The organism is Mycobacterium shunyiense (assembly GCF_058270075.1).
In genome coordinates this window covers 24,537-46,004 of record NZ_JBZDPU010000039.1, presented here as the reverse complement: position 1 = coordinate 46,004, position 21,468 = coordinate 24,537, and the positions used below count along the sequence as shown (strand labels likewise).

Here is a 21,468-nt window from a genome sequence, read left to right as displayed (position 1 = left end):
ACGAGACACACCAGCACCACTGTTAGCCTCTTAGTTCAGTTGGTCCGATCGAAAGGACAATCGTGGCCTTGAAAACCCTCGTTACCGGCTTCATCACCGCAGCTGCTGCCGCCGCCGTGGTGGGCGGAGCAGCAGCGGGTGTGACTTCTATTGCATCCAGCGGCATGTCGGCCGCCCCGGCGATCCAGCCGGTCGTGTTCGACGCGCCGCTGCCGGCCACTCCGGCACCGGACCTGGCTTCACCGCTGGTGCAGACCTTGCAGGCACTCGCCAGTGGCGGTTCGTTCAGCGGCAAGGCCCCCTACATCCAGGGTGGCATCGGCCGGATCGAGAGCATCGCCGCGGACCGCGCGTACAGCAAGGCCGCCGCTGAAGGAAAGTTCCCGCTGACCTTCAACATCGCCAACATCGATGACCAGGGCGGCGTGGCTTACGCCGACGTCACCGCCACCTCGGCGACGGGCGGCACCGCCACCCAGAACATCCAGTTCGTGGCGGGCCCGAGTCCGACCGGCTGGCAGATCTCCAAGGGGTCGGCCCTGAACCTGCTGTCCTCTGTCGGCTGAGTAGGTAGTTGAACCACAGCCGTATCGCAGTCCTGAGTGCCGCCACGATCGTGGCGGCACTTGGGCTCTGCGGGTGTAGTAGTGACGAGCACCCGGCCAAGAGGTCACACCCGACCACCAGCGCGGTGTCGACGACCATGCCGGCGGCTCCGCCAGCGGCACCGCTGCCTGCCCCCGAGGTACTGACCGGGGTGTTGGACCGGTTGGCCGACGTCAACGTCCCCGGCGCCGACAAGGTGGTCCTGGTGGAACAGGGCACGGCCGACGATGCCGCCGCGCTGGACAAGTTCGGCCGCGCACTGGCCGACAACGGCTTCATGCCGCTGACCTTCGAGGCCACCGACCTGGCCTTCTCGGAGACCGAGCCGAAGAACGTGGTGGCAACCGTCAAGGCCACCGCGGGCGGCGAGCATTCGGACCGCACCTTCAGCTTCCCGATGGAATTCACCCCGCACGGCGACGGCTGGCAATTGACCAGACACACCGCCGACATGTTGCTGGTCATGGGCGCGGGTGCCGAGGCATCCACACCGCCCGCCCCGACGCCGCCCCGCTGAGCCATGTGGATCGGTTGGCTGGAGTTCGACCTGCTGCTGGGTGACGTGCATTCGCTCAAACAGAAACGCTCGGTCATCCGGCCGGTGGTCGCCGAGTTGCACCGCAAGCTCGCGGTGTCGGCGGCCGAAACCGGAACCCAGGATCTGCACCGCCGCGCCGGCATCGGTGTCGCTCTCGTCGCCGCCGACCGTCACCACGTGGTCGACGTGCTCGATGCCGCCGAACGAATGGTGGCCGGCCGCCCCGAACTCGAGCTGCTCTCCACCCGGCGGGGCCTGCACCACAGCGACGACTGAACCGTCAGGCCCGTATCCCGCGGATCGCCCGGCGCGCCATTTTCGACCTGAGGGCGGTGATGGCCGCCGCGAAGCAACCGCTATGCAGAAAGCGACGGCGATCGATACGCCGTCAGGCGCCCGACTCAGACTCGAGGGCGGCGTCGACGGCGGCCTGGACAGCGAGTTGACGCTTCTTGCGCAGCGGGACCGGCGCCACCGCGCCGGGCGCCAATCTGCGCGCACTGACCAGAAACGCGGTGTGGCCGCGCATGTTGTGTTCCGGGCGCACCGCCAGGCCCACCACGTGCCAGCCGCGCTGCATGCTCTCCCAGGCCCGCGGTTCGGTCCAGCACTGCTGCTCGCGCAGCGCCTCCACCACCCGCGACAGCTGGGTGACGGTGGCGACGTAGACCATCAGCACGCCACCGGCGACCAGGGCCTTGGCGACGGCGGGCAGCACCTCCCAGGGCGCCAGCATGTCCAACACCACGCGGTCCATCTCCGGGCCGTCGTAATCGGCGAGGTCGGCGACCACCAGGTCCCAGTTCTCCGGTCGCTCACCGAAAAACGTGATGACATTCTTCTCGGCGGTCGGCGCGTGATCGTCACGGATCTCGTACGACGTCACCCGGCCCTCGGGACCCACCGCCCGCAGCAGCGAGCACGTCAGCGCGCCGGAACCGGCACCGGCCTCCAACACCCGGGCGCCCGGGAAGATATCTCCCTCGTGGACGATCTGCGCGGCATCCTTCGGATAGATCACCTGCGCGCCGCGCGGCATCGACATCACGTAGTCGACCAGCAGCGGCCGCAGCACCAGGAACTGATCGCCGTTGGTCGATTTGATCACGCTGCCTTCCGGCAGCCCGATCACGTTGTCGAAGGCGATGATGCCGCGATGCGTGTGGAACTCACCGCCGGGGTTGAGCACCATCGTGTAGCGCCGGCCCTTGGCGTCGGTGAGTTGTACCCGGTCGCCAACGGCAAATGGTCCGGTCGGTCTCTTCCCTGCCACGGACGTCCAGCCTGCCAGTACACCCGCCGGGACGGTTGCCCGGGGTTGCGCAACTTTGTCGGAGCACCGTCCTAGGCTTACGGATGTGAGTGAAGAACCGGCCCCGACGCCGCGCCGCCCGGCGCTGTCGCCGTCGCGGGCCGGCGATTTCAAGCAGTGCCCGCTGCTCTACCGGTTCCGCGCCATCGATCGGCTCCCCGAGCCCCGGTCCACGGCGCAGTTGCGCGGTTCGCTGGTGCACGCCGCGTTGGAGCAGCTCTACGGGCTGCCCGCGGCCGAGCGGGTGCATGACACCGCGCTGACGCTGGTCGAGCCTGCGTGGGAGCAGGTCGTCGCCGCCGAGCCCGAGCTGGCCGACACCGAGTATCCGGCCACGTTGCTCGCCGAGGCCAGGGCTCTGTTGTCGGGGTACTACCGCCTGGAAGATCCGACCCGGTTCGATCCGCAGTGCTGCGAGCACCGCCTAGAGGTCGAACTGGCCGACGGCACGCTGCTGCGCGGTTTCGTCGACCGGATCGATGTCGCCCCGTCGGGCGAATTGCGCGTCGTCGACTACAAGACCGGCAAGGCCCCACCGGAGGCGCGGGCCCAGGCCGAGTTCAAGGCGATGTTCCAGATGAAGTTCTACGCCGTGGCGTTGCTGCGTTCGCGTGGAGTGATGCCGTCGCGGCTGCGGCTGCTGTATCTGGCCGACGGCCAGGTGCTCGACTACTCCCCCACGCACGACGAGCTGCTGCGGTTCGAGCGCACGTTGATGGCGATCTGGAAGGCAATCCAGGTTGCCGGGGCCACCGGAGACTTCCGGCCCAACCCGTCGCGGTTGTGCTCGTGGTGTGCGCATCAGAGTTTGTGTCCGGCGTTCGGCGGCACCCCGCCGCCGTATCCCGGGTGGCCAGAATCAGGAGCTGCATGATCGGGTGTCACTACCATCGGCTCGGCGTCGATGGTGAGTACCAGTTGTTCGAATCCACCGCCGACACCCGAAGTAACTGGGATCCGGCCATTCAGCACGGCTCCCCGCCGCTGGCGCTGTTGACCAAGGTGATCGAGGAACTGACCGCCGGGTCCGGACTGCGGGTGGGACGGTTGACTCTCGACATCCTCGGCGCCATTCCCGTTGCGCCGGTGCGGGTCCGGGCCTGGGTGGAGCGGCCCGGCTCACGCATCTCGATGGTCGCCTCGGAGATGGAGGCGGCCCGGCCCGACGGCACGTGGCGCGCGGTGGCGCGGGTTACGGCGTGGCTGCTGGCTCCCAGCGACACCAGTGACGTGGCCACCGACCGCTTTGAACCGTTGGTGGAAGGTGAGGCCGCCGACGTCGCACACAACTGGGAAGGCGCACCGGGCTATCTGGAAAGTGTGTCCTGGCGCAGGCAGCGCACCGTCGAGGGCGAGGCCGCCGTGGCCTGGATGAGCCCGTTGACACCGGTGGTCGACGACGAGGAGACGACGGCCCTGCAGCGCCTGGCGCTCGTGGTGGATTCCGCCAACGGTATTGGCGCAGCGTTGGATCCGGAGAAGTTCATCTTCATGAATACCGACACCGCGGTGCATCTCCACCGGCTTCCCGAAGGCTCGGACTTCGCGCTGCGAGCCCGCGGTTCCATCGGACCGGACGGTGTCGGTGCGACGACCGCGGAAATCTTTGACCGCAAAGGGTTTATCGGAACCTCGGCGCAGACACTGCTGGTGATGCGGGCGCCGTGATCACCGAGCTGCGCCGTCAGTTCGACCTGGCCTGGGCGCTGGCCGACCTGCACCTCTCCGCCCTGTCCGACGAGGATCACCTATGGGAGCCCGGTCCCCTGGTGTGGACGGTGCACGAGGATTCCTCGGGTCGGTGGTGGCCGGACTTCGCCGACGTCGAGCCCGACCCGATTCCGGTTCCGACCATCGGCTGGCTCACCTGGCACATGATCTTCTGGTGGTCGACCGCCCTGGACCACGTCGACGGCCGACCCCCAACGCCGCGTGCCGAGATCGACTGGCCCGGCCCTGAGGCCGCCGTGCAGCGGATCCGGGTGCTCAGTGCCCGCTGGAGCGGCCTGCTGGAATCGCTGACCGACACGGATCTTGCTGTCCCAGCGGCATTTCCGTGGGGGCCGGACGCCGGCCGGTCACTCGCCGACATGGCGTTGTGGCTGAACGTCGAGCTGGCGAAGAACGCCGCCGAGATCGGCCAGCTGCGGACGCTGCGCGCCGCGACCCGATCCCGCGGCTGAGCGGGGCCGCTCGACAACCGCGCCGGACGTCGAAAGGCGTCAGCTATTTCGCTGAGCGGAAATACGGTTCGACGGTGCCACTGAGCTTGACGACCATAGGATTTCCGCGACGATCCTTCGCAGTAGGGACTTCAACACGTACCCAACCCTCGGCCACGTCGTATTCGTGAACATTGGTTTTCTCGACGCCGTTGAACCGGATACCCACGTCGCGGAGGAGCACCTCTTCGTTGTAGAAGGCGCTCCGCGGGTCGATGGAGAGGTGATTCGGTGGAACGTCTGCGTTCTGATCCTCGGACATGATGGCCTTCGTTGAATGCTGCGTTAGGTGCTCGGATTGATCCTCAGAGAATCTACGCGACCCTGCAGTACCGGGTTGCGCTCAGGTCGTGGCGGGCCGAACTGGGGCGGACGGCGCTGAGATTTCTTGGTTGTATTCGCTTGTATCTATATAGATGTAATGCAATACTCGATGCATGGACGTGTTCGAGGCAGTCGCCGAACCAAGTCGCCGCGCATTGCTCGACGCCCTCGTCGAGGGTGAGCGCACCGCGGGTGAGCTCGTGGCAACCCTGCCGGAGCTGACTCAACCCACCGTGTCGCGGCATCTGCGGGTGCTGCGCGAGGTCGGTCTGGTCGAGGTACGGCCCGATGCTCAGCGCCGCATCTACGCGCTGCGTCCCGACGGACTGATGCAGATCGACGAGTGGATCGAGCGGTACCGCCGCTACTGGTCCGATCATCTCGATGCCCTGGAGCGTCATCTCAAAGCGACCCACAAGGAGACGAAATGACCAGCCGTGAAGGAAAGCTCACCGTCGACGGCGATCAGGCCGCACTGAGTTTCGAGCGGCGCCTCCCCTATCCCGTCGACGCGGTGTGGGCCGCCATCACCGATCCCGAACAGCGCAATCAATGGATGGGCGAAACGACGATCGACGCCCGTGAAGGCGGCACGATCGAGATGATCCCCCATTCGCCTCCGATCCCGCCGCAGCAAAAGAAGATGACCGGACGGATCCGGGTGTGGGACCCGCCAAGGATTTTCGAGCACGAATGGAGCCAGTCCGTGTTGTCTGCTCCCGAGCCCGGTGTCGTGCGCTACGAACTGACCCCCGACGGCGACGGCACCCTGCTGCGGTTCAGCCACCGCGGCCTGACGGTCTCGGACGGCCAGGGCTTCCACCCGGGCACTCACGCCTATCTGGACCGGCTCGAGGCGCATCTCGGCGGACAGCCATTGCCCGACTGGGCCCGGCGCTATCAGGACGTCGCCAAGAAGCTCGGCACCCAGTGGACCCGATAGAAGGAAACAACATGCCACACAATGGAACTGACATTGCCGCACCCACGATCGCCGTGGTCTACCACTCCGGATTCGGCCACACGTCAACCCTGGCCGATGCTGTCGCGGCGGGCGCTCGTGACGGCGGCGCCGACGTCACCGTCATCCACGTCGAGACCATGTCCGACGAGCATTGGGACCTGCTGGACAACATCGACGCCATGATCTTCGGCTGCCCCACCTACATGGGCAACGTCTCGGCAGGATTTCAGACATTCGCCGAGAAAACCGGCCGGCGGTGCATGGACGGCACCTGGCGCGACAAGGTGGCCGCCGGCTTCACGAACTCCGGAGGCAAGAGCGGCGACAAGCTCAACACACTCAGTTCATTGGTGGTCTTCGCCGCCCAACACCACATGCATTGGGTCAACCTGGGTTTGCGCACCGGCTGGAACCACTCGTTCAGCAGCGAGGACGATCTCAACCGGCTCGGCTTCTTCCTGGGCGCCGGCGCTCAGACCAACGTGGACGCCAACCCCGACCAGGTCCATCCCTCCGATGTGCGCACCTGCCACCACCTCGGGCAGCGGGTCGCGCTGGTGACGCGCCAGCTCAACATCGGCCGCACGTTCAGTCCAGCGGCTTCAGCTCCTGCAGCATCGTAGGAACCAATTCGCTGACGGTGGGATGGATGTGCATGGTCCGCGATATCGCGGTGTAGGGCAGTTTCGCGGTCATGACGTCGAGAATGGAATGCACCACCTCGTCACCGCCGACCCCGAAGATGGCTGCCCCCAGAATCTCTTCGGTGTCGGCATCCACCACCACCTTCATGAAGCCCTGGGTTTCACCCTTCTCCACTGCGCGGCCGACCCGGGTCATCGGGCGCTTGCCCACCAACGCTTTTCGGCCCGATTGCCGCACCTGGTCGACGGTCATGCCGGCCCGGCCCAGCGGTGGATCGATGTAGAGCGCGTAGGTGGTGATGCGATCGCTCACCCGCCGCGGGTCGTCATCGAGCAGATTGGCGGCGACGATCTCGAAGTCGTTGTAGGACGTGTGGGTGAACGCGCCCTTGCCGTTGCAGTCCCCCATTGCCCAGATGTGCCCGGCCGTGGTGCGCAGCTGATCATCGACCACGACGTAGCCGCGACCGTCGAGGTCCACGCCGGCGTGCTCCAACCCGAGGTCGTCGGTGTTGGGTGTGCGCCCCACCGCGAGCAGCAGGTGTGTCCCGACGATCGGGTCGGCGCCGTCGCGCGGGGTCACCGCAAAACCACCGTCCTGCTTGCTGAACCGGATGTCGGTGGCGTTCAATACCACGCCGATGCCCTCGGCCCGCAGGACCTCGGCGATCGTGGCCGACACGTCCTCGTCCTCACGGGAGGTGAGCCGCGGCCCCTTCTCGATCACCGTCACCCGCGCACCGAACCGCCGGTACATCTGCGCGAATTCCAGAGCGATGTAACTGCCGCCCACGATCACGAGGTGCTCGGGCAGAACGTCCAGGTCCAGAATGCCGACATTGGTCAGGTAGTCGATGCCGTCCAAGCCGGGAAAATCCGGGACCACCGCGCGCCCACCGACATTGAGGAAGATCCGCTCGGCCCGCAGCAGTTCACCGTCGACGTCGACGGTGTGCGGGTCCACGAAACGGGCATGTCCGCGGATCAGCTCCGCACCGTCCATGCCCTGCAACCAGTCCTCGACGCCGTGCCGGTCGGACAGCATGATCGCATCCTTGCGGGCCTTGACCTTGCCCATGTCGACGGCGACTTCGCCTGTGCCGATGCCGAAATCAGCTCCGCGACGTGCCAGGTGGGCGGCGTGCGCGCTGGCCACAAGGGTCTTGGTGGGAATGCAGCCGTAGTTGACACACGTACCGCCGACCAGCTTGCGTTCGATCACCGCGACGGTCTGGCCCGCGGCGGTCAGCCGGCCCGCCAGCGGCGGCCCGGCCTGACCCGCGCCGATGACGATCGCGTCGAAACTCCGCGCGGGCGCCACGCGCTAGACGATCGCGGTCAGGGCGGCGATCGCGAAACCGCCGAGCACGGCGACCGCATCCTCGACGAGGGCGACCGGCAGATCATGCCCATCGTTGCGGGCGACCAGGCGGCTGCGTGCCTCGTATCCGCCCAAGGTTCCCAGCACCGCGCCGACGAGACCCGCGCCCAGACCACCGAAGGTGTACCCCCACGCCGTACCGATCACCGCACCGGCGAAGGCGCCGGTGAGCAGGCGAGCGACGAACTGCACGGGCGTCTTACGACTCGGCGTGCGCGGAAGCTGGTCGGTAACCAGCTCCACCACAGCGAGAACGGTCAACACGGTGACTGTGACGGGGTGCGCCAACCATTCGGCCCAGGTGCCGTCGAGGTTGATCCAGCTCAGTGCAGCGGCCCAGGCCACCGCGGCCGGGGCAGTGAACGCTCGCAATCCGGCCACCACGCCGATGAGCAGAGCCAACAACAGAACCAGAAAATGCGTCACGGCAACCTCCGAGGCCTGGATTTGTCACCCGGACGCTAACACGCAAGACGTCGCGGCACGCGCCGATCAGAGACGGCGGTGTGTGCCGATCAGAAGCGGCAGAACCGAATATCCGATGCGAGTATCGCTTTGGCACCGATCGCGGCAATCTCATCCATGATCGCGTTGACGTCGCGGCGAGGCACCAGCGCCCGTACGGCCACCCAGTCCGGATCCGCCAGCGGCGCGATCGTTGGTGACTCCAGGCCCGGCGTCACCGCGGTGGCCTGCTCCAAAACCGCACGCGGGCAGTCGTAATCCAACATCAGGTACTGCTGGCCGAACACCACGCCCTGCACGCGGGCCGTCAGCTGATCGCGCGCCGAAGCATTGTCGTCGCCGTCGGCACCGTCGCGTTCGATCAGGACGGCCTCCGACTCGCACAGCGGCGCACCGAATGCCACCAGATCGTGCAGGCCCAGGGTGCGGCCCGAGCCCACCACGTCGGCGATCACGTCGGCGACCCCGAGCTGGATCGAGATCTCCACGGCACCGTCCAACCGGATGACCGAGGCCTCGATGCCCTGCGCCGCAAGGTCCTTGCGAACCAGATTCGGAAATGAAGTGGCGATCCGCTTGCCCGCCAGGTCCTTCGGGCTCCACTCCCGGCCCGCGGGTCCGGCGTAGCGGAAGGTGGAGTTGCCGAAGCCGAGCGACAGGCGCTCACGCACCGGGGCGTCGGAGTCGGCGGCCAGGTCTCGTCCGGTGATGCCCAGATCGAGCTGACCCGAACCCACGTAGATCGCGATGTCCTTGGGACGCAGAAAGAAGAACTCGACGTTGTTGACCGGGTCGACGACGGTCAGGTCCTTGGGGTCGCGCCGGCGACGGTATCCGGCCTCGGCGAGGATCTCACCGGCTGCCTCGCTGAGCGAGCCCTTGTTGGGCACCGCGACGCGCAACATCTGATCGGCCACGGTTCACAACTTCCGGTAGATGTCGTCGAGGGTCAGGCCCCGGGCGAGCATCAGCACCTGGGTCCAGTACAGCAACTGGCTGACCTCTTCGGCGAGCGACTCGTCGCTCTCGTGCTCGGCGGCCAGCCACACCTCGCCTGCCTCTTCCAGGATCTTCTTGCCGAGCCCATGGATGCCGGCGTCAAGGGCGGCGACCGTGCCGCTACCGGCAGGTCTGGTGCGCGCTTTGTCGCTGAGTTCGGCAAACAGGGCCTCGAAGGTCTTCACAGGCATGAATTGTTTCATGCTCGGAGGGGGTCCATTTGTGGGGTTCCATAGAAGGGTGAGCGAATCTGTCGGCGACCCGCTGCCGACCTACACCGCCCGGGTCTCGGCAATCGGCACGATCCTGGCCAAACACCTGCCGGTCACGGACCTGGTCCAGAACAATCGCCGCGCCAACCCGATCCTGCCGCTCGACTGTCTGTCGGCGTCCTGGGGCCCTGACCCGACCTCGTCCGCAACCCTGGCACTGTCGATTCATCCCGTGCCGGACTTCGCCGCCGAGGTCGAGGAGCTGCGCTACGGCGCCGACCCAGCCCAGGGGGCCTACGAGGCACACCGCGCCGATCCCGGCGAGTTCGCCCTGGTGCAGCCACACTTGTCCAGCGTCTGGGTGGTCGCCGGGCACTGCGAGGTCCATCTGGCCCACCAGGGTTGCTCGCCCGAGAAGCTGGTCGAGGCGGCTGTCGAGATCGCCCGCAGCATCGGTTGGTCGCCGTATACCGACGATTTCGAGCCACCACTGCTGCCGCCGGGCTGGGACCCGCCGGTTGACCGCTAGGCACTCAAGGCATTGGCGCGCATGTCTTCGAGGTTCTTGCCCTTGGTCTCCTCGACCCAGCGCCACACGAACAGGAACGACAGCACCGCGCACAGCGCATAGAAGCCGTACGCCGCGCCCAGGACGTTGCGAAGTTCCGGGAACGACACGGTGATCAGCCAGTTCGCTGCCCACTGCCCGGCTGCGGCCAAGCCGAGCGCGGCCGCCCGGATGCGGTTGGGGAACATCTCGCCGAGCAGCACCCACACCACCGGCCCCCAGGACATGCCGAAGGCCACCACGAACAGGTTGGCCGCGACCAGGGCGATCGGCCCGGTGATGCCGCCGAGGTACGGTTGCAGCTCCATCAGACCGGTCGACTTGTTGAGCACCTCATGTGTCTGGGCAGTCCCGAAGATGACTGCCATCGTGCCCAGTGTCACCGCCATCCCCACCGAACCGATCAACAGCAGCGGCTTACGACCGATCTTGTCGATCAATGCGATCGCGATCAGCGTGGTGACGATGTTGGTCACCGAGGTGATCACCGTGATGATGAACGACGAGCTCTCGTCGAAACCGACGGCCTGCCACAACACATTCGAGTAGTAGAAGATCACGTTGATGCCGACGAACTGCTGAAACACCGACAGCCCGAGGCCCACCCACACGATGCCGTAGACACCGCCTGTCGGCTTTCGCAGATCGCGCCAGGCCGCCGGTTTCTCCTGCTGAAGGGTGTCCTGGATCCGGCCGAGGGTGATCTCCAGGTTCTTCTCCCCCAGCAGCCGCGACAGCACCTTGCGTGCCTCGGGAATCCGGTGTGTGGCAACGAGATACCGCGGTGATTCGGGAATGGTGAAGGTCAGCAGGCCGTACACGACGGCGGGCACCGTCATCAACAGGAACATCCACCGCCAGGCCTCCATGTTGAGCCAGAGTTCCTTGCCGGCTTCCCCCGCGATGTGGGCCAACAGCGCGTCGATACTCAAGGCCAGGAAGATGCCGCAGACGATCGCCAGCTGCTGCAGCGACCCCAACCGGCCGCGAATCCGCGGTGGCGAGGTCTCGGCGATGTAGGCCGGGGCGATCACCGAGGCGATACCGACGCCGATACCGCCGACGACACGGAACAACACCACGACCCACACGCTGGGAGCCAGCCCGGTGCCGATCGCGCTGATGAAGAAGAGCACCGCGGCGATCTTCATCACCGCGATCCGGCCGATCCGGTCGGCTATCCGGCCCGCCGTGAGCGCACCGACGGCCGCACCGAGCAGCGCAGAGGCGACTGCGAATCCCAGGATCTTGTTGTCGATGTCGAAGTGCTTCTGGATGGCGTCCACCGCACCGTTGATGACCGCACTGTCGTAGCCGAACAGCAACCCGCCCAATGCAGCGACCGAGGCGATACGCACAGCGCTGCGTCCGGACGAGTAATAGTCATCGTCGTGGACTGCGGGAGCGCCGCCATCTACCGGGCCGTGTGACATACCGTGTCCCCTCCGCACCATTGCGTGACTGGTCACAATCACCTTGGCACAGCGGACCGGCAGCTAGGGCCATATCCGGCAGCTGGATTCGACGCGGGTCAGGCGCTGCGCACGTCCGTGACCGACGCCAGCTCGGCATGGATCATCCGCAGGTCCGAGACATCGAGGGCACCGAGCGTTTCGGCATGCCTGCGCCGCGCCCCCACGGGAACCTCGACGTCGTTGGGTATCACCAACACCGGGCAACCGGCGGCTTCGGCCGACGCCGTCCCGGTGACCGAATCCTCCACGGCCAGACAGTGCTCCACGGGCACCCCGAGCAGGTGCGCGGCCCGCAGGTAGGGATCCGGCGCCGGCTTGGCCTCGTCCACTTCGTCACCGCAGACGCTCACCGTGAAGTAATGGCTGCCAATGCTTTTCAGGGCCCGCTCGGTGAGCCCGCGGCGGGTGTTGGTCACCAGCGCCATCGGGACCCCGGCGGCGGTCAGACCGTCGAGCATCTCCTTGGCCCCGGGCCGCCATGGCAATCCCTGTTCGAACAGCTCACCGGTGTAGTCATGCAGCCAGTCCGCCGATTCGGCCATGGCGGCAGGATCGGGGTCAAGGCCGAGATCGTCGTAGACGATACGCATGACGGTCTCGGCCGAGCCGCCGACGGTCGATTCCCGGACCTCGGGCGTCAGCACTGCGCCCGACCGCGCATACAGCGCGTGCATGGCGATGTCCCACAGCTTTTCGGAGTCGACGAGCGTGCCGTCCATATCCCAGAGCACCGCACGCATGCCATCCATTCTCGCATTGTCGGACGGTGTCGATAGCGTGGGAGGATGACGATATTGGTGACGGGAGCCACAGGCAACATCGGCAGGCGCGTCGTGGACGAACTAATTCGTTTGGGCGGCAGCGATATCGGGGACATCCGCGCATTGACCGCAAACCCGGCGAAGGCGGCGCTGCCGGAATCTGTGACAACAATCACCGGATACCTGGGAAAGCCAGAGACGCTGCGGGCCGCATTTGAGGGCGTCGAGCGCGTGTATCTGGCGCCATTCCCCGCCACCGTCGGACCCACGCTCGAGATGCTGGTGCAAGCGGGTGTGCAGTACGTGGTGGCGCTGTCCGGCGGTGCACATTGGACGGAGCACGCCGAGGCCATCACCGGCTCAGGGTTGGCACACACCCAGCTGGGGCCCGGCGAGTTCTGCGAGAACTTCGCGATGTGGGCCCCGCAGATCAAGACCGGCACCATCCACGACGTCGCCCCCGATCACGTCGAAGCCCCGGTGTCGATGGACGACATCGCCCGGGTGGCCGCGCACCTGTTGGCCGGCCCGCAGGACGCGCATCTGAGCGCGATGTACGAACTCACCGGCCCCGTCGCGTTGTCACGCGCCGACATTGCCCGCCAGATAGGTGCGGGCATCGGCCTGCCCGTCGACGCGCAGCAGTGCACCCGCGCCGAGGCCGAAGAACTGCTGCGCCCCGTCATGGGCGACGGCGCGCACTGGTATCTCGACCTCTTCGACGGCGATCTGGAGCCCCAGGCCGCCAACGACAACGTCGAGCGGCTGACGGGCACCCCGGCCGAATCGATCGCGCAGTGGGCGGCGCGCAACCGGAGCCTGTTCACCTAGCGGGCGCAAAGGGTTTCGGTCAGTCCTCCGGGTTGTAGGCCAGGTTGGAGCTGAGCCAACGCTCGGCCTCCTGGAGGGTCCAACCTTTGCGCTTCGCGTAGTCCGCGACCTGGTCCTGCGCCATCCGGCCGACCACGAAGTACTGCGACTGCGGGTGTGAGTAGTACCAGCCGCTGACGGCAGCACCGGGCCACATCGCCATCGACTCGGTCAGCTCGATACCGGTCCGTTCCTTGACCTGCATCAACTTCCAGAGCGTGACCTTCTCGGTGTGCTCTGGGCAGGCCGGGTAGCCCGGAGCAGGCCGGATGCCCACGTACTTCTCGCCGATGAGCGCCTCGTTGTCGAGGTGCTCATCGGGCTGGTACCCCCAGAACTCCTCGCGGACCCGTTGGTGCATCCGCTCGGCGAACGCCTCCGCCAACCGGTCGGCCAGCGACTCCAGCAGGATCGCGCTGTAGTCGTCGATGGCAGCCTTGAACTCCATGATCTTTTCCTGGCTGCCCAGGCCCGCGGTGACTGCGAAGGCGCCGACGTAGTCGGCCAGACCCGTGGACTTCGGTGCGATGAAGTCACCCAGCGACCGGTTCGGGATGCCGTCGCGGTGCTCGCCCTGCTGGCGCAGGTTGTGCAACGTGGTCAGCACCTCGGTACGGGTCTCGTCGGTGTAGACCTCGATGTCGTCTCCGACCGCGTTCGCCGGGAAGAACCCGATCACCCCGTTGGCGCGCAGCCACTTCTCCTTGATCAGGGTGTCGAGCATCTCCTGGGCGTCGTCGTACAGCTTGCGGGCAGCCTCGCCCGACGCCGGGTTGTTCAGGATGTCGGGGAAGCGGCCCTTCATCTCCCAGGCGTTGAAGAACGGCTGCCAGTCGATGTACTCACGCAGCTCGGCCAGGTCGTAATCGTGAAAATCCCGGACTCCCACACCCTGAGCCGGCACCGGCGGGGTGTAGCCCTCCCACTCGATCGGCGTCCGGTTCGCGCGGGCCTTCTCCAGCGTCAGCATCGGCCGCTCGTTCTTCTGGGCGTGCCGTTCGCGCAGAGACGCATAGTCGGCCTCGGTGGACTCCAGCAAGGCCGGCCGCTGCTTGTCGTCCAGGAGCGCGGCGGCGACCGGCACCGAGCGGGAAGCGTCCTTGACCCAGACCACCGGACCCTTGCGACGCGGCGATATCTTCACGGCCGTGTGGGCGCGCGAGGTGGTCGCCCCACCGATCAGCAGCGGGATCTCCAACCCCTGGCGTTCCATCTCGACGGCGAAGTTGACCATCTCGTCCAGGGACGGGGTGATCAGGCCGGACAGCCCGATGATGTCGGCGTTGTGTTCGTTCGCCGCGTCCAGGATCTTCTGGGCAGGCACCATCACGCCGAGGTCGATCACCTCGAAGTTGTTGCACTGCAACACGACCCCGACGATGTTCTTGCCGATGTCGTGGACGTCGCCCTTCACGGTCGCCATCACGATCGTGCCGTTGGTGTCCTTCGAATCGGCGGTGCCGTTCTCAGCCTTCTCCGCCTCGATGTACGGCAACAGGTAGGCGACAGCCTTCTTCATCACCCTGGCCGACTTCACCACCTGGGGCAGGAACATCTTGCCCGCGCCGAAGAGGTCGCCGACGACGTTCATGCCGTCCATCAGCGGGCCCTCGATCACCTCGATCGGACGGCCGCCGGCGGCGGCGATCTCGGCACGCAATTCCTCGGTATCGGCGTCGACGTGAGCGTCGATGCCCTTGACGAGGGCGTGGGTGATCCGCTCCCGCACCGGGAGGCCGCGCCACTCGGCCGCGGCCGGATCCTCGGATTTCTCCGACTTGTTGAACCGTTCGGCGATCTCCAGTAGCCGCTCGGCCGCATCCTCGCGACGGTTCAGGACGACGTCCTCGATCCGCTCCCGCAGCTCAGGATCGATCGAGTCGTACGGCACCAGCGCACCGGCGTTGACGATGCCCATGTCCAGGCCTGCCTTGATGGCGTGGAACAGGAACACCGCGTGGATCGCCTCGCGCACGGGGTTGTTGCCCCGGAACGAGAACGACACGTTCGAGATACCGCCGGAGATGTGCACCCCGGGGAGGTTCTCCTTGATCCAGGCGCAGGCCTGGATGAAGTCGATCCCGTAGGTCGCGTGCTCCTCGATACCGGTCGCCAGCGCGAAGCAGTTCGGGTCGAAGATGATGTCCTCTGCCGGGAAGCCGACCTCTTCGGTCAGGATCCGGTAGGCGCGCCCGCAGATCTCTTTGCGGCGCTCCAGGTTGTCGGCCTGCCCCTGCTCGTCGAAGGCCATCACCACGACGGCGGCGCCGTACTTGCGGCACAACCGCGCCTCGCGGACGAACTTCTCCTCGCCCTCCTTCATGGAGATCGAGTTGACGATCGGCTTGCCCTGCACGTTCTTCAGGCCGGTTTCGATGACCTCCCACTTGGAGGAGTCGATCATCACCGGGACGCGGCTGATGTCGGGCTCGGCCGCGATCAGCTTGGTGAACCGGTCCATCGCGGCGACGCCGTCGATCATGCCCTCGTCCATGTTGATGTCGATGACCTGCGCACCGACCTCGACCTGCTGCAGGGCGACCGACAGCGCGGTGTCGTAGTCCTCGGCCTTGATCAGGTTGCGGAACCGGGCCGAGCCGGTGATGTTGGTGCGCTCACCGATGTTGACGAACAGGGAGTCCTCGGTGATGTTGAGCGGCTCCAGGCCCGACAGGCGGGTGGCCACCGGGATCTGCGGCACCTCACGCGGCGCCTTACCCTCGACGACCTTGGCGATCTTCGCGATGTGCGCCGGAGTCGTTCCGCAGCAACCACCGGCCAGGTTGATCAGACCGGCTTCGGCGAACTCGGCGATGTAGGACGCCTGGCTGTCCGGGGATTCGTCGTACTCGGCGAAGGCGTTGGGTAGGCCCGCGTTGGGGTAGCAGGAGACGAAGGTGTCCGCGATCCGCGACATCTCGGCGATGTAGGGCCTCATCTCCGGCGCGCCGAGGGCGCAGTTGAGCCCCACCGCGATCGGGTTGGCGTGCCTGATCGAGTTCCAGAACGCCTCGGTGACCTGGCCGGACAGGGTGCGTCCGGACGCATCGGTGATGGTGCCCGAGATGATCACGGGCCAGCGGCGTCCGCGGTCCTCGAACAGCGTCTCGAGGGCGAACACCGCGGCCTTCGCGTTCAGCGTGTCGAAGATCGTCTCGATGATGATGAGGTCGGCGCCGCCGTCGATCAGCCCGTTGGCGGCCTCGAGGTAGGCGGCAGCCAGCTGGTCGTAGGAGACGTTGCGGGCTCCGGGATCGTTGACGTCCGGCGAGATCGAAGCGGTCCGTGTGGTCGGGCCGAGCGCCCCGGCAACGTAGCGGGGCTTGTCCTCTGTGCTGAACTCGTCGCAGGCCTTCCGGGCAAGAGCAGCGCCGGCGTAGTTCAGCTCATAACTCAGGTCTGCCATGTCGTAGTCGGACAACGAGACCGCGTTCGCGTTGAACGTGTTGGTCTCCAGGATGTCGGCGTCCGCCTCGAGGTATTCGCGGTGGATCGCCTCGATGATGTGCGGCTGCGTGAGGTTGAGCAGGTCGTTGTTGCCCTGGAGATCGCTCGGCCAGTCCTTGAACCGGTCGCCCCGGTAGCCGGCCTCATCCGGCCGGTCGCGCTGGATCGCCGTGCCCATCGCGCCGTCGATCACCATGATCCGCCGGCGCAGGGTGTCCGTCAGTGCCTCGGTGCAGTCGGGGCGGATGTTGGGCTCAAGCTTGTTCGGCTCGGGGGCGTTCACAGTGCACTCCTTCCGTAACGGAAGGCGTCCTTGACTCTGCCGAGCGTGGCGGATATCGAAGGAGACCCAGTCCCCCCAGATAGCCGTTGCAACGCCTCTCGACCAGAAGAGTCTACGTCGTCACCTGATCGACGTCTGGACGCCCAACTCGTCGCTGCGATCGACCTGACCCGCGTGGCGACGCGTGCCTTGACCAGATTGCAGCCGAACGTATTTGGTCTCGACTGCGCCGACACCCACCACCACGAGCTGCGACAAGGTGTCGAGCAGATCAGCGTCGTGGGCAGACTTGTCAGCGGCAGCCACCCAAACAGGATAGTCGGTCTATCGAATACGGCTGTTCGGTGCCGCCGCGACCCGCGCGGACAACGGGCTCATCGGCACCGTCCAAGGCTTAGGCTGAAGGTGTGACACCGTCGTATCCGAACGCCGGCCGGCGTATGAACCTGCCCGAATTGAAGGACGCCACCGTCGTGGCGGCTTTCGAGGGCTGGAATGACGCCGGCGACGCGGCCAGTGACGCGCTGGACCACCTGGATGCGATCTGGGAAGCCCAACCGATCGTCGAGATCGACGATGAGTCGTACTACGACTATCAGGTGAACCGTCCGGTGATCCGCCAGGTCGACGGCGTCACCCGGGAACTGGTGTGGCCGTCGATGCGGATCTCGCACTGCCGTCCGCCCGGCAGCAACCGTGACGTGGTGTTGATGCACGGTGTCGAGCCCAACATGCGCTGGCGCACCTTCTGTGCCGAGTTGCTGGCCATCGCCGACAAACTCAACGTGCAGACCGTGGTGATCCTGGGCGCGCTGCTCGCCGACACCCCGCACACCAGGCCGGTGCCGGTGTCGGGTTCGGCGTATTCGGCCGAGTCGGCGAAATTCTTCGGCCTGGAAGAGACCCGTTACGAAGGCCCGACCGGGATCGCCGGAGTGTTCCAGGACGCCTGCGTGCAGGCCGGAATCCCGGCCGTGACCTTCTGGGCCGCGGTTCCGCACTACGTGTCGCAGCCGCCCAGTCCCAAGGCCACGGTGGCGCTGCTGCGCCGGGTCGAGGACGTGCTGGACGTCGAGGTGCCGTTGGCCGATCTGCCCGCTGCCGCCGAGGAGTGGGAGCAGGCCGTCACCGAGATGACCGCCGAGGACGAGGAGATCGCCGAATATGTCGCCTCCCTGGAGCAGCGCGGCGACGCCGAGGTCGACATGAACGAGGCGCTCGGCAAGATCGACGGCGACGCGCTGGCGGCCGAGTTCGAGCGCTACCTGCGACGCCGGGGGCGCTGACCAGGCAGCGTGTCACAACCGGCCACTGAGCCGTGAGCGTTACTTGTCTTCCAGGGCCTCGATACGGGCGCTGGTCGAGCGGCCGAGTGCGGCGGCCTCGGCGTCGAGTTTCGGCAGCAGCGTCGGGGTGAACTTGCGGATGTCGCGCTCGGCCAGTGGCGTGGTGACGAACGGCCGGATCCACCGGAACGCCCCGACCCATTCCGGGCTGTAGATCCGCTTCTTGCGGCCCTCGATGCCCTTGACGAAGGCGGCGCCGCAGGCGTCGACGGTGGTCGTCCGGTTCAGGGGCGGCGGCAGCTTGGAGAGCATCTCCCGGAAGGCCGACAGGTCCGACTTGGCGTCCTGCACCAGCGGGGTGTCGATCCAGCTCATGTGTGCCGAGCCGACGTCGACGCCGAGGTGGGCCACCTCGAGACGCAACGTGTTGGCGAAGTACTCGGCACCGGCCTTGGAAGCGTGATACGCGGCCAGGCCGGGGGCCGAGGTGAAGGCCGCGAGGGAGGACACCACCAGCACATACCCGCGGCGCTTGACGACCGACGGCAGCGTGGCCCGCACGGTGTTGAACACACCCGTCACGTTGATGTCGATGACCCGTTTGAACGCCTCGGGATCGACCTGCATGACCGAACCGAAGCTGGCGATGCCGGCGTTGGCCATCACGATGTCGATGCCGCCGAACCGCTCGACGGCGGCATCGGCGGCCTTCTGCATGGCGGCCAGGTCACGCACGTCGGCCAACGCGGTCAGCACATGCTCCTCGCCGAGCTCGGCGGCCAGTGCGCTCAACGGCGCCTCATCGAGGTCGGTGAGCACCAACTTGGCGCCCCGGCGCCGCAGCCGGCGGGCCACCTCGGCGCCGATGCCGCGCGCACCGCCGGTGATGAAGACGACTTTCCCGTTCACAGAACCCATTGCCGCAACGTACCCCACCGGGGCGCGCGCGACGAGGCCTAGAGCTCGACGCCCAGCAGCGCATCCACGGTGGCGGCGACCTGTCGTGGCGCAGCGGTGTCATGTCCGCCGTAGGCCAGCGCATCGGTACACCAACCATCCAGTGCGGCAAGCGCTTTCGGGGTGTCCAGATCGTCGGCGAGATACTGGCGCACCCGGGCCACCACGTCGGTGGCATCCGGACCGGCGGGCAGGGCCGTGGCCGTGCGCCACTGCTTCAGTCGGGCGTTGGCCTCGTCGAGCACGGCGTCGCTCCAGAACCGGTCACTGCGGTAATGGCCGGCGAACAGCCCGAGCCGGATCGCCGAAGGGTCCACTCCCTGCGCACGCAGCCGGGACACCAGCACCAGGTTGCCGCGACTCTTGCTCATCTTGTGCCCGTCCCAGCCGATCATGCCGGCGTGCACGTAGTGGCGGGCGAACCTCCGCTCCCCCGTGACGGATTCGGCGTGTGCGGCGGAGAACTCGTGGTGCGGGAAGATCAGGTCGCTGCCGCCACCCTGGATGTCCAGCCCGGAGCCGATGCGGGTGAGCGCGATCGCCGAGCACTCCACGTGCCAGCCCGGCCGGCCCGCCCCGAACGGTGACGGCCAGCTGGGCTCACCGGGCCGTTCGGCACGCCACAGCAGGGCGTCGAGCTCATCGCTCTTGCCCGGGCGGCCGGGATCGCCGCCCCGCTCGCCGAACAGCCGCAACATGGTCTCGCGGTCGTAGCCCGACTCATAGCCGAACTGCGTGGTGGCATCGGCGCGGTAGTACACGTCGGGGTACTGGGCGTCGTCGACGACATAGGCCGCGCCGGAGGCCAGCATCTTCTCCACCAGCTCCACCACCTCGGAGATGGTCTCGGTGGCGGCCACGTAGTCATGCGGGGGCAGCACGCGCAGTGCCGTCATGTCCTCGCGGAAGAGCTGGGTTTCGCGGTCACCGAGGTCACGCCAGTCGATACCGTCGCGATCGGCCCGCTCGAACAGCGGATCGTCCACATCGGTGACGTTCTGCACGTAGTGCACGGTGTGCCCGGCGTCCAGCCACAGCCGGTGCACCAGGTCGAAGGTCAGGTAGGTCGCCGCGTGGCCCAGATGGGTGGCGTCATAGGGGGTGATGCCGCACACGTACATGGTGGCCGTCGGTCCCGGCGTGACGGGCCGTACCTGCCGATCGGCGCTGTCGTACAGCCGCAGTTGCGGACCACGCCCTTCCAGCACCGGAATTGACGGTGCCGACCACGATTGCATGGCTTCGACTCTAAGGTGCTCGCTCAGGACGGCCTCCTACCGGTCGGTCCCGCACAGTTCAGCAAGTCAGACAACGCCGCGGGAAGTTTCATTCCCGCATCTCCCGCATCGTTGTGCGCATTTCTCATCGGGCCATCCCGATCGCTTCCAACAGGATCGGTGCCAGCTCTTTGCGGCACATCACGAAATCCGGCAGGTACGGGTCGGCGCGGTTGTAGCACAGCTCCGAGCCGTCGAGGCGCGAGGCATGCAGGCCCGCGGCCAGCACCACACCCGCAGGCGCGGCCGAATCCCACTCCCACTGCCCGCCGGCGTGGATGTAGGCGTCGACGTCACCACGCACCACCGCCATGGCCTTCGCCCCCGCCGAGCCGATGCGCACCATCCGGAAGTCGAGCTGTTCGCGCATCCGCCACAGCACCGCCGGGGGCCGGTTCGAGCTCGCGGTGATCAACAGCGGACCGTCACGGCGCGGGCGGGGCGGACTGACCGTGTCACTGCGGTACACCTCACCGCGGGCGGGCAGGGCCACCACAGCGTCCGACAGACCTCCGTCGACGCCGACGGAGCGCTGCCACAGGGCGATGTGCACCGCCCAGTCCTCGCGGCCGGGCAGGGAGAACTCATGCGTGCCGTCGACGGGGTCGACGATCCAGACCCGGTCGGCGTCGACGCGGGACAGGTCGTCGACCGCCTCCTCGCTGAGCACGGAATCGCCGGGACGGGCCTGGGCCAGCCGGTCCAGGATCAAGGCGTTGGAGCGCCGGTCCCCCTCGTCACCGAGGTAGTACGGGTCGTAGAAACCGATCTCTTCACGCACGGCCAGCAACAACTCACCGGCCTCCTTGGCCACTGCGGCAGCCAGGTCGGCATCGGTCGAGTGCATCGGACCAGTATCGGTGGCACGCCCGGTTGA

Annotated in this window: 25 protein-coding genes; 12 read left to right on the top strand and 13 right to left on the bottom strand. The window is 66.8% G+C overall.

Annotation, left to right across the window (positions count from 1 at the left end; translation table 11 throughout):
- The first annotated feature begins 62 nt into the window (after positions 1 to 62).
- From AC4ELH_RS30260 to AC4ELH_RS30250, 3 genes are read left to right on the top strand one after another with little or no spacing between them, the layout of a single operon-like run.
- Positions 63 to 566, top strand: a complete 504-nt coding sequence (locus AC4ELH_RS30260; RefSeq protein WP_082940169.1) for an MTB12 family secreted protein — start codon at positions 63 to 65, stop codon at positions 564 to 566.
- Positions 567 to 574: 8 nt separating this feature from the next.
- Positions 575 to 1,123 (top strand): lipoprotein LppK, encoded by a 549-nt coding sequence (gene lppK / locus AC4ELH_RS30255; protein ID WP_498888467.1) that lies wholly within the window; start codon positions 575 to 577, stop codon positions 1,121 to 1,123.
- A 3-nt stretch (positions 1,124 to 1,126) separates the two neighbouring features.
- Positions 1,127 to 1,420: a DUF503 domain-containing protein gene (locus AC4ELH_RS30250; protein WP_448443088.1), complete on the top strand. Its 294-nt coding sequence runs from the start codon at positions 1,127 to 1,129 to the stop codon at positions 1,418 to 1,420.
- Between the two features lie 112 nt (positions 1,421 to 1,532).
- On the opposite strand, the gene AC4ELH_RS30245 is transcribed toward AC4ELH_RS30250, so the two are convergent.
- Positions 1,533 to 2,417, bottom strand: a complete 885-nt coding sequence (locus AC4ELH_RS30245; protein ID WP_498888465.1) for a tRNA (adenine-N1)-methyltransferase — start codon at positions 2,415 to 2,417, stop codon at positions 1,533 to 1,535.
- 85 nt (positions 2,418 to 2,502) lie between these two features.
- On the opposite strand from AC4ELH_RS30245, the gene AC4ELH_RS30240 reads away from it, so the two are divergent.
- From AC4ELH_RS30240 to AC4ELH_RS30230, 3 genes are read left to right on the top strand one after another with little or no spacing between them, the layout of a single operon-like run.
- On the top strand, positions 2,503 to 3,330 hold the full coding sequence (locus tag AC4ELH_RS30240; protein ID WP_064887167.1) for a RecB family exonuclease: 828 nt from the start codon (positions 2,503 to 2,505) through the stop codon (positions 3,328 to 3,330).
- Positions 3,327 to 4,124: a thioesterase family protein gene (locus AC4ELH_RS30235; RefSeq protein ID WP_498888462.1), complete on the top strand. Its 798-nt coding sequence runs from the start codon at positions 3,327 to 3,329 to the stop codon at positions 4,122 to 4,124. Before AC4ELH_RS30240 ends, AC4ELH_RS30235 begins: the two co-directional genes overlap by 4 nt.
- Positions 4,121 to 4,639, top strand: coding sequence for a DinB family protein (locus AC4ELH_RS30230; protein ID WP_448443092.1), 519 nt, complete (start codon positions 4,121 to 4,123; stop codon positions 4,637 to 4,639). Before AC4ELH_RS30235 ends, AC4ELH_RS30230 begins: the two co-directional genes overlap by 4 nt.
- A gap of 43 nt (positions 4,640 to 4,682) precedes the next feature.
- On the opposite strand, the gene AC4ELH_RS30225 is transcribed toward AC4ELH_RS30230, so the two are convergent.
- Positions 4,683 to 4,940, bottom strand: a complete 258-nt coding sequence (locus tag AC4ELH_RS30225; RefSeq protein ID WP_064887164.1) for a DUF3297 family protein — start codon at positions 4,938 to 4,940, stop codon at positions 4,683 to 4,685.
- A 175-nt stretch (positions 4,941 to 5,115) separates the two neighbouring features.
- Between AC4ELH_RS30225 and AC4ELH_RS30220 the strand changes: the two genes are divergently transcribed.
- Genes AC4ELH_RS30220 through AC4ELH_RS30210 form a run of 3 tightly spaced genes read left to right on the top strand, consistent with a single transcriptional unit; the run spans position 5,116 to position 6,589 of the window.
- On the top strand, positions 5,116 to 5,433 hold the full coding sequence (locus tag AC4ELH_RS30220) for an ArsR/SmtB family transcription factor (RefSeq protein ID WP_064887160.1): 318 nt from the start codon (positions 5,116 to 5,118) through the stop codon (positions 5,431 to 5,433).
- On the top strand, positions 5,430 to 5,945 hold the full coding sequence (locus AC4ELH_RS30215; RefSeq protein ID WP_064887159.1) for an SRPBCC family protein: 516 nt from the start codon (positions 5,430 to 5,432) through the stop codon (positions 5,943 to 5,945). Before AC4ELH_RS30220 ends, AC4ELH_RS30215 begins: the two co-directional genes overlap by 4 nt.
- An 11-nt stretch (positions 5,946 to 5,956) precedes the next feature.
- Entirely contained in the window at positions 5,957 to 6,589 is a 633-nt protein-coding gene (locus AC4ELH_RS30210) for a flavodoxin family protein (RefSeq protein WP_448443095.1), read from the top strand.
- On the opposite strand, the gene AC4ELH_RS30205 is transcribed toward AC4ELH_RS30210, so the two are convergent.
- The 4 genes from AC4ELH_RS30205 to AC4ELH_RS30190 form a co-directional block, all read right to left on the bottom strand.
- On the bottom strand, positions 6,555 to 7,931 hold the full coding sequence (locus AC4ELH_RS30205) for an FAD-containing oxidoreductase (protein ID WP_448443097.1): 1,377 nt from the start codon (positions 7,929 to 7,931) through the stop codon (positions 6,555 to 6,557). The genes AC4ELH_RS30210 and AC4ELH_RS30205 overlap by 35 nt on opposite strands.
- Positions 7,932 to 7,934: 3 nt before the next feature.
- Positions 7,935 to 8,417: a DUF4126 family protein gene (locus tag AC4ELH_RS30200; protein WP_064887157.1), complete on the bottom strand. Its 483-nt coding sequence runs from the start codon at positions 8,415 to 8,417 to the stop codon at positions 7,935 to 7,937.
- An 89-nt stretch (positions 8,418 to 8,506) separates the two neighbouring features.
- A complete protein-coding gene (gene hisG / locus AC4ELH_RS30195; RefSeq protein ID WP_055120319.1) occupies positions 8,507 to 9,361 on the bottom strand; it encodes an ATP phosphoribosyltransferase in 855 nt (284 codons plus the stop codon).
- A gap of 15 nt (positions 9,362 to 9,376) precedes the next feature.
- Positions 9,377 to 9,658 carry a phosphoribosyl-ATP diphosphatase gene (locus tag AC4ELH_RS30190; RefSeq protein WP_064960596.1) on the bottom strand — a complete coding sequence of 94 codons (282 nt, stop codon included), beginning with the start codon at positions 9,656 to 9,658 and terminating at the stop codon, positions 9,377 to 9,379.
- A gap of 37 nt (positions 9,659 to 9,695) precedes the next feature.
- Here AC4ELH_RS30190 and AC4ELH_RS30185 point away from each other — a divergent pair, with 37 nt between their 5' ends.
- Positions 9,696 to 10,196, top strand: a complete 501-nt coding sequence (locus AC4ELH_RS30185) for a DUF7956 family protein (protein ID WP_448443100.1) — start codon at positions 9,696 to 9,698, stop codon at positions 10,194 to 10,196.
- Here AC4ELH_RS30185 and AC4ELH_RS30180 read toward each other — a convergent pair.
- Together AC4ELH_RS30180 and AC4ELH_RS30175 are read right to left on the bottom strand one after the other, a co-directional pair.
- Positions 10,193 to 11,668 (bottom strand): sugar porter family MFS transporter, encoded by a 1,476-nt coding sequence (locus tag AC4ELH_RS30180; RefSeq protein WP_498888457.1) that lies wholly within the window; start codon positions 11,666 to 11,668, stop codon positions 10,193 to 10,195. The genes AC4ELH_RS30185 and AC4ELH_RS30180 overlap by 4 nt on opposite strands.
- Positions 11,669 to 11,766: 98 nt before the next feature.
- Positions 11,767 to 12,450 carry an HAD family hydrolase gene (locus tag AC4ELH_RS30175; RefSeq protein WP_448443512.1) on the bottom strand — a complete coding sequence of 228 codons (684 nt, stop codon included), beginning with the start codon at positions 12,448 to 12,450 and terminating at the stop codon, positions 11,767 to 11,769.
- A gap of 45 nt (positions 12,451 to 12,495) precedes the next feature.
- Between AC4ELH_RS30175 and AC4ELH_RS30170 the strand changes: the two genes are divergently transcribed.
- Positions 12,496 to 13,302 (top strand): NAD(P)H-binding protein, encoded by an 807-nt coding sequence (locus tag AC4ELH_RS30170; RefSeq protein ID WP_448443104.1) that lies wholly within the window; start codon positions 12,496 to 12,498, stop codon positions 13,300 to 13,302.
- A gap of 19 nt (positions 13,303 to 13,321) precedes the next feature.
- Here AC4ELH_RS30170 and metH read toward each other — a convergent pair whose 3' ends face one another.
- Positions 13,322 to 17,071, bottom strand: coding sequence for a methionine synthase (gene metH / locus AC4ELH_RS30165; RefSeq protein ID WP_448443106.1), 3,750 nt, complete (start codon positions 17,069 to 17,071; stop codon positions 13,322 to 13,324).
- 120 nt (positions 17,072 to 17,191) lie between these two features.
- The gene (locus AC4ELH_RS30160) at positions 17,192 to 17,377 is read right to left on the bottom strand and encodes a hypothetical protein (protein WP_064960593.1); all 186 of its coding nucleotides are present in this window, start codon (positions 17,375 to 17,377) and stop codon (positions 17,192 to 17,194) included.
- Positions 17,378 to 17,478: 101 nt separating this feature from the next.
- Here AC4ELH_RS30160 and AC4ELH_RS30155 point away from each other — a divergent pair, with 101 nt between their 5' ends.
- On the top strand, positions 17,479 to 18,357 hold the full coding sequence (locus AC4ELH_RS30155; RefSeq protein WP_055114934.1) for a PAC2 family protein: 879 nt from the start codon (positions 17,479 to 17,481) through the stop codon (positions 18,355 to 18,357).
- A 39-nt stretch (positions 18,358 to 18,396) separates the two neighbouring features.
- On the opposite strand, the gene AC4ELH_RS30150 is transcribed toward AC4ELH_RS30155, so the two are convergent.
- From AC4ELH_RS30150 to AC4ELH_RS30140, 3 genes are all read right to left on the bottom strand, one after another.
- Positions 18,397 to 19,275 carry an SDR family oxidoreductase gene (locus tag AC4ELH_RS30150; RefSeq protein ID WP_135360695.1) on the bottom strand — a complete coding sequence of 293 codons (879 nt, stop codon included), beginning with the start codon at positions 19,273 to 19,275 and terminating at the stop codon, positions 18,397 to 18,399.
- Positions 19,276 to 19,313: 38 nt separating this feature from the next.
- Positions 19,314 to 20,552 (bottom strand): cysteine--1-D-myo-inosityl 2-amino-2-deoxy-alpha-D-glucopyranoside ligase, encoded by a 1,239-nt coding sequence (mshC, locus tag AC4ELH_RS30145; protein WP_448443108.1) that lies wholly within the window; start codon positions 20,550 to 20,552, stop codon positions 19,314 to 19,316.
- Between the two features lie 124 nt (positions 20,553 to 20,676).
- Positions 20,677 to 21,438: a 3'(2'),5'-bisphosphate nucleotidase CysQ gene (locus AC4ELH_RS30140; protein WP_448443110.1), complete on the bottom strand. Its 762-nt coding sequence runs from the start codon at positions 21,436 to 21,438 to the stop codon at positions 20,677 to 20,679.
- Positions 21,439 to 21,468: the final 30 nt, after the last annotated feature.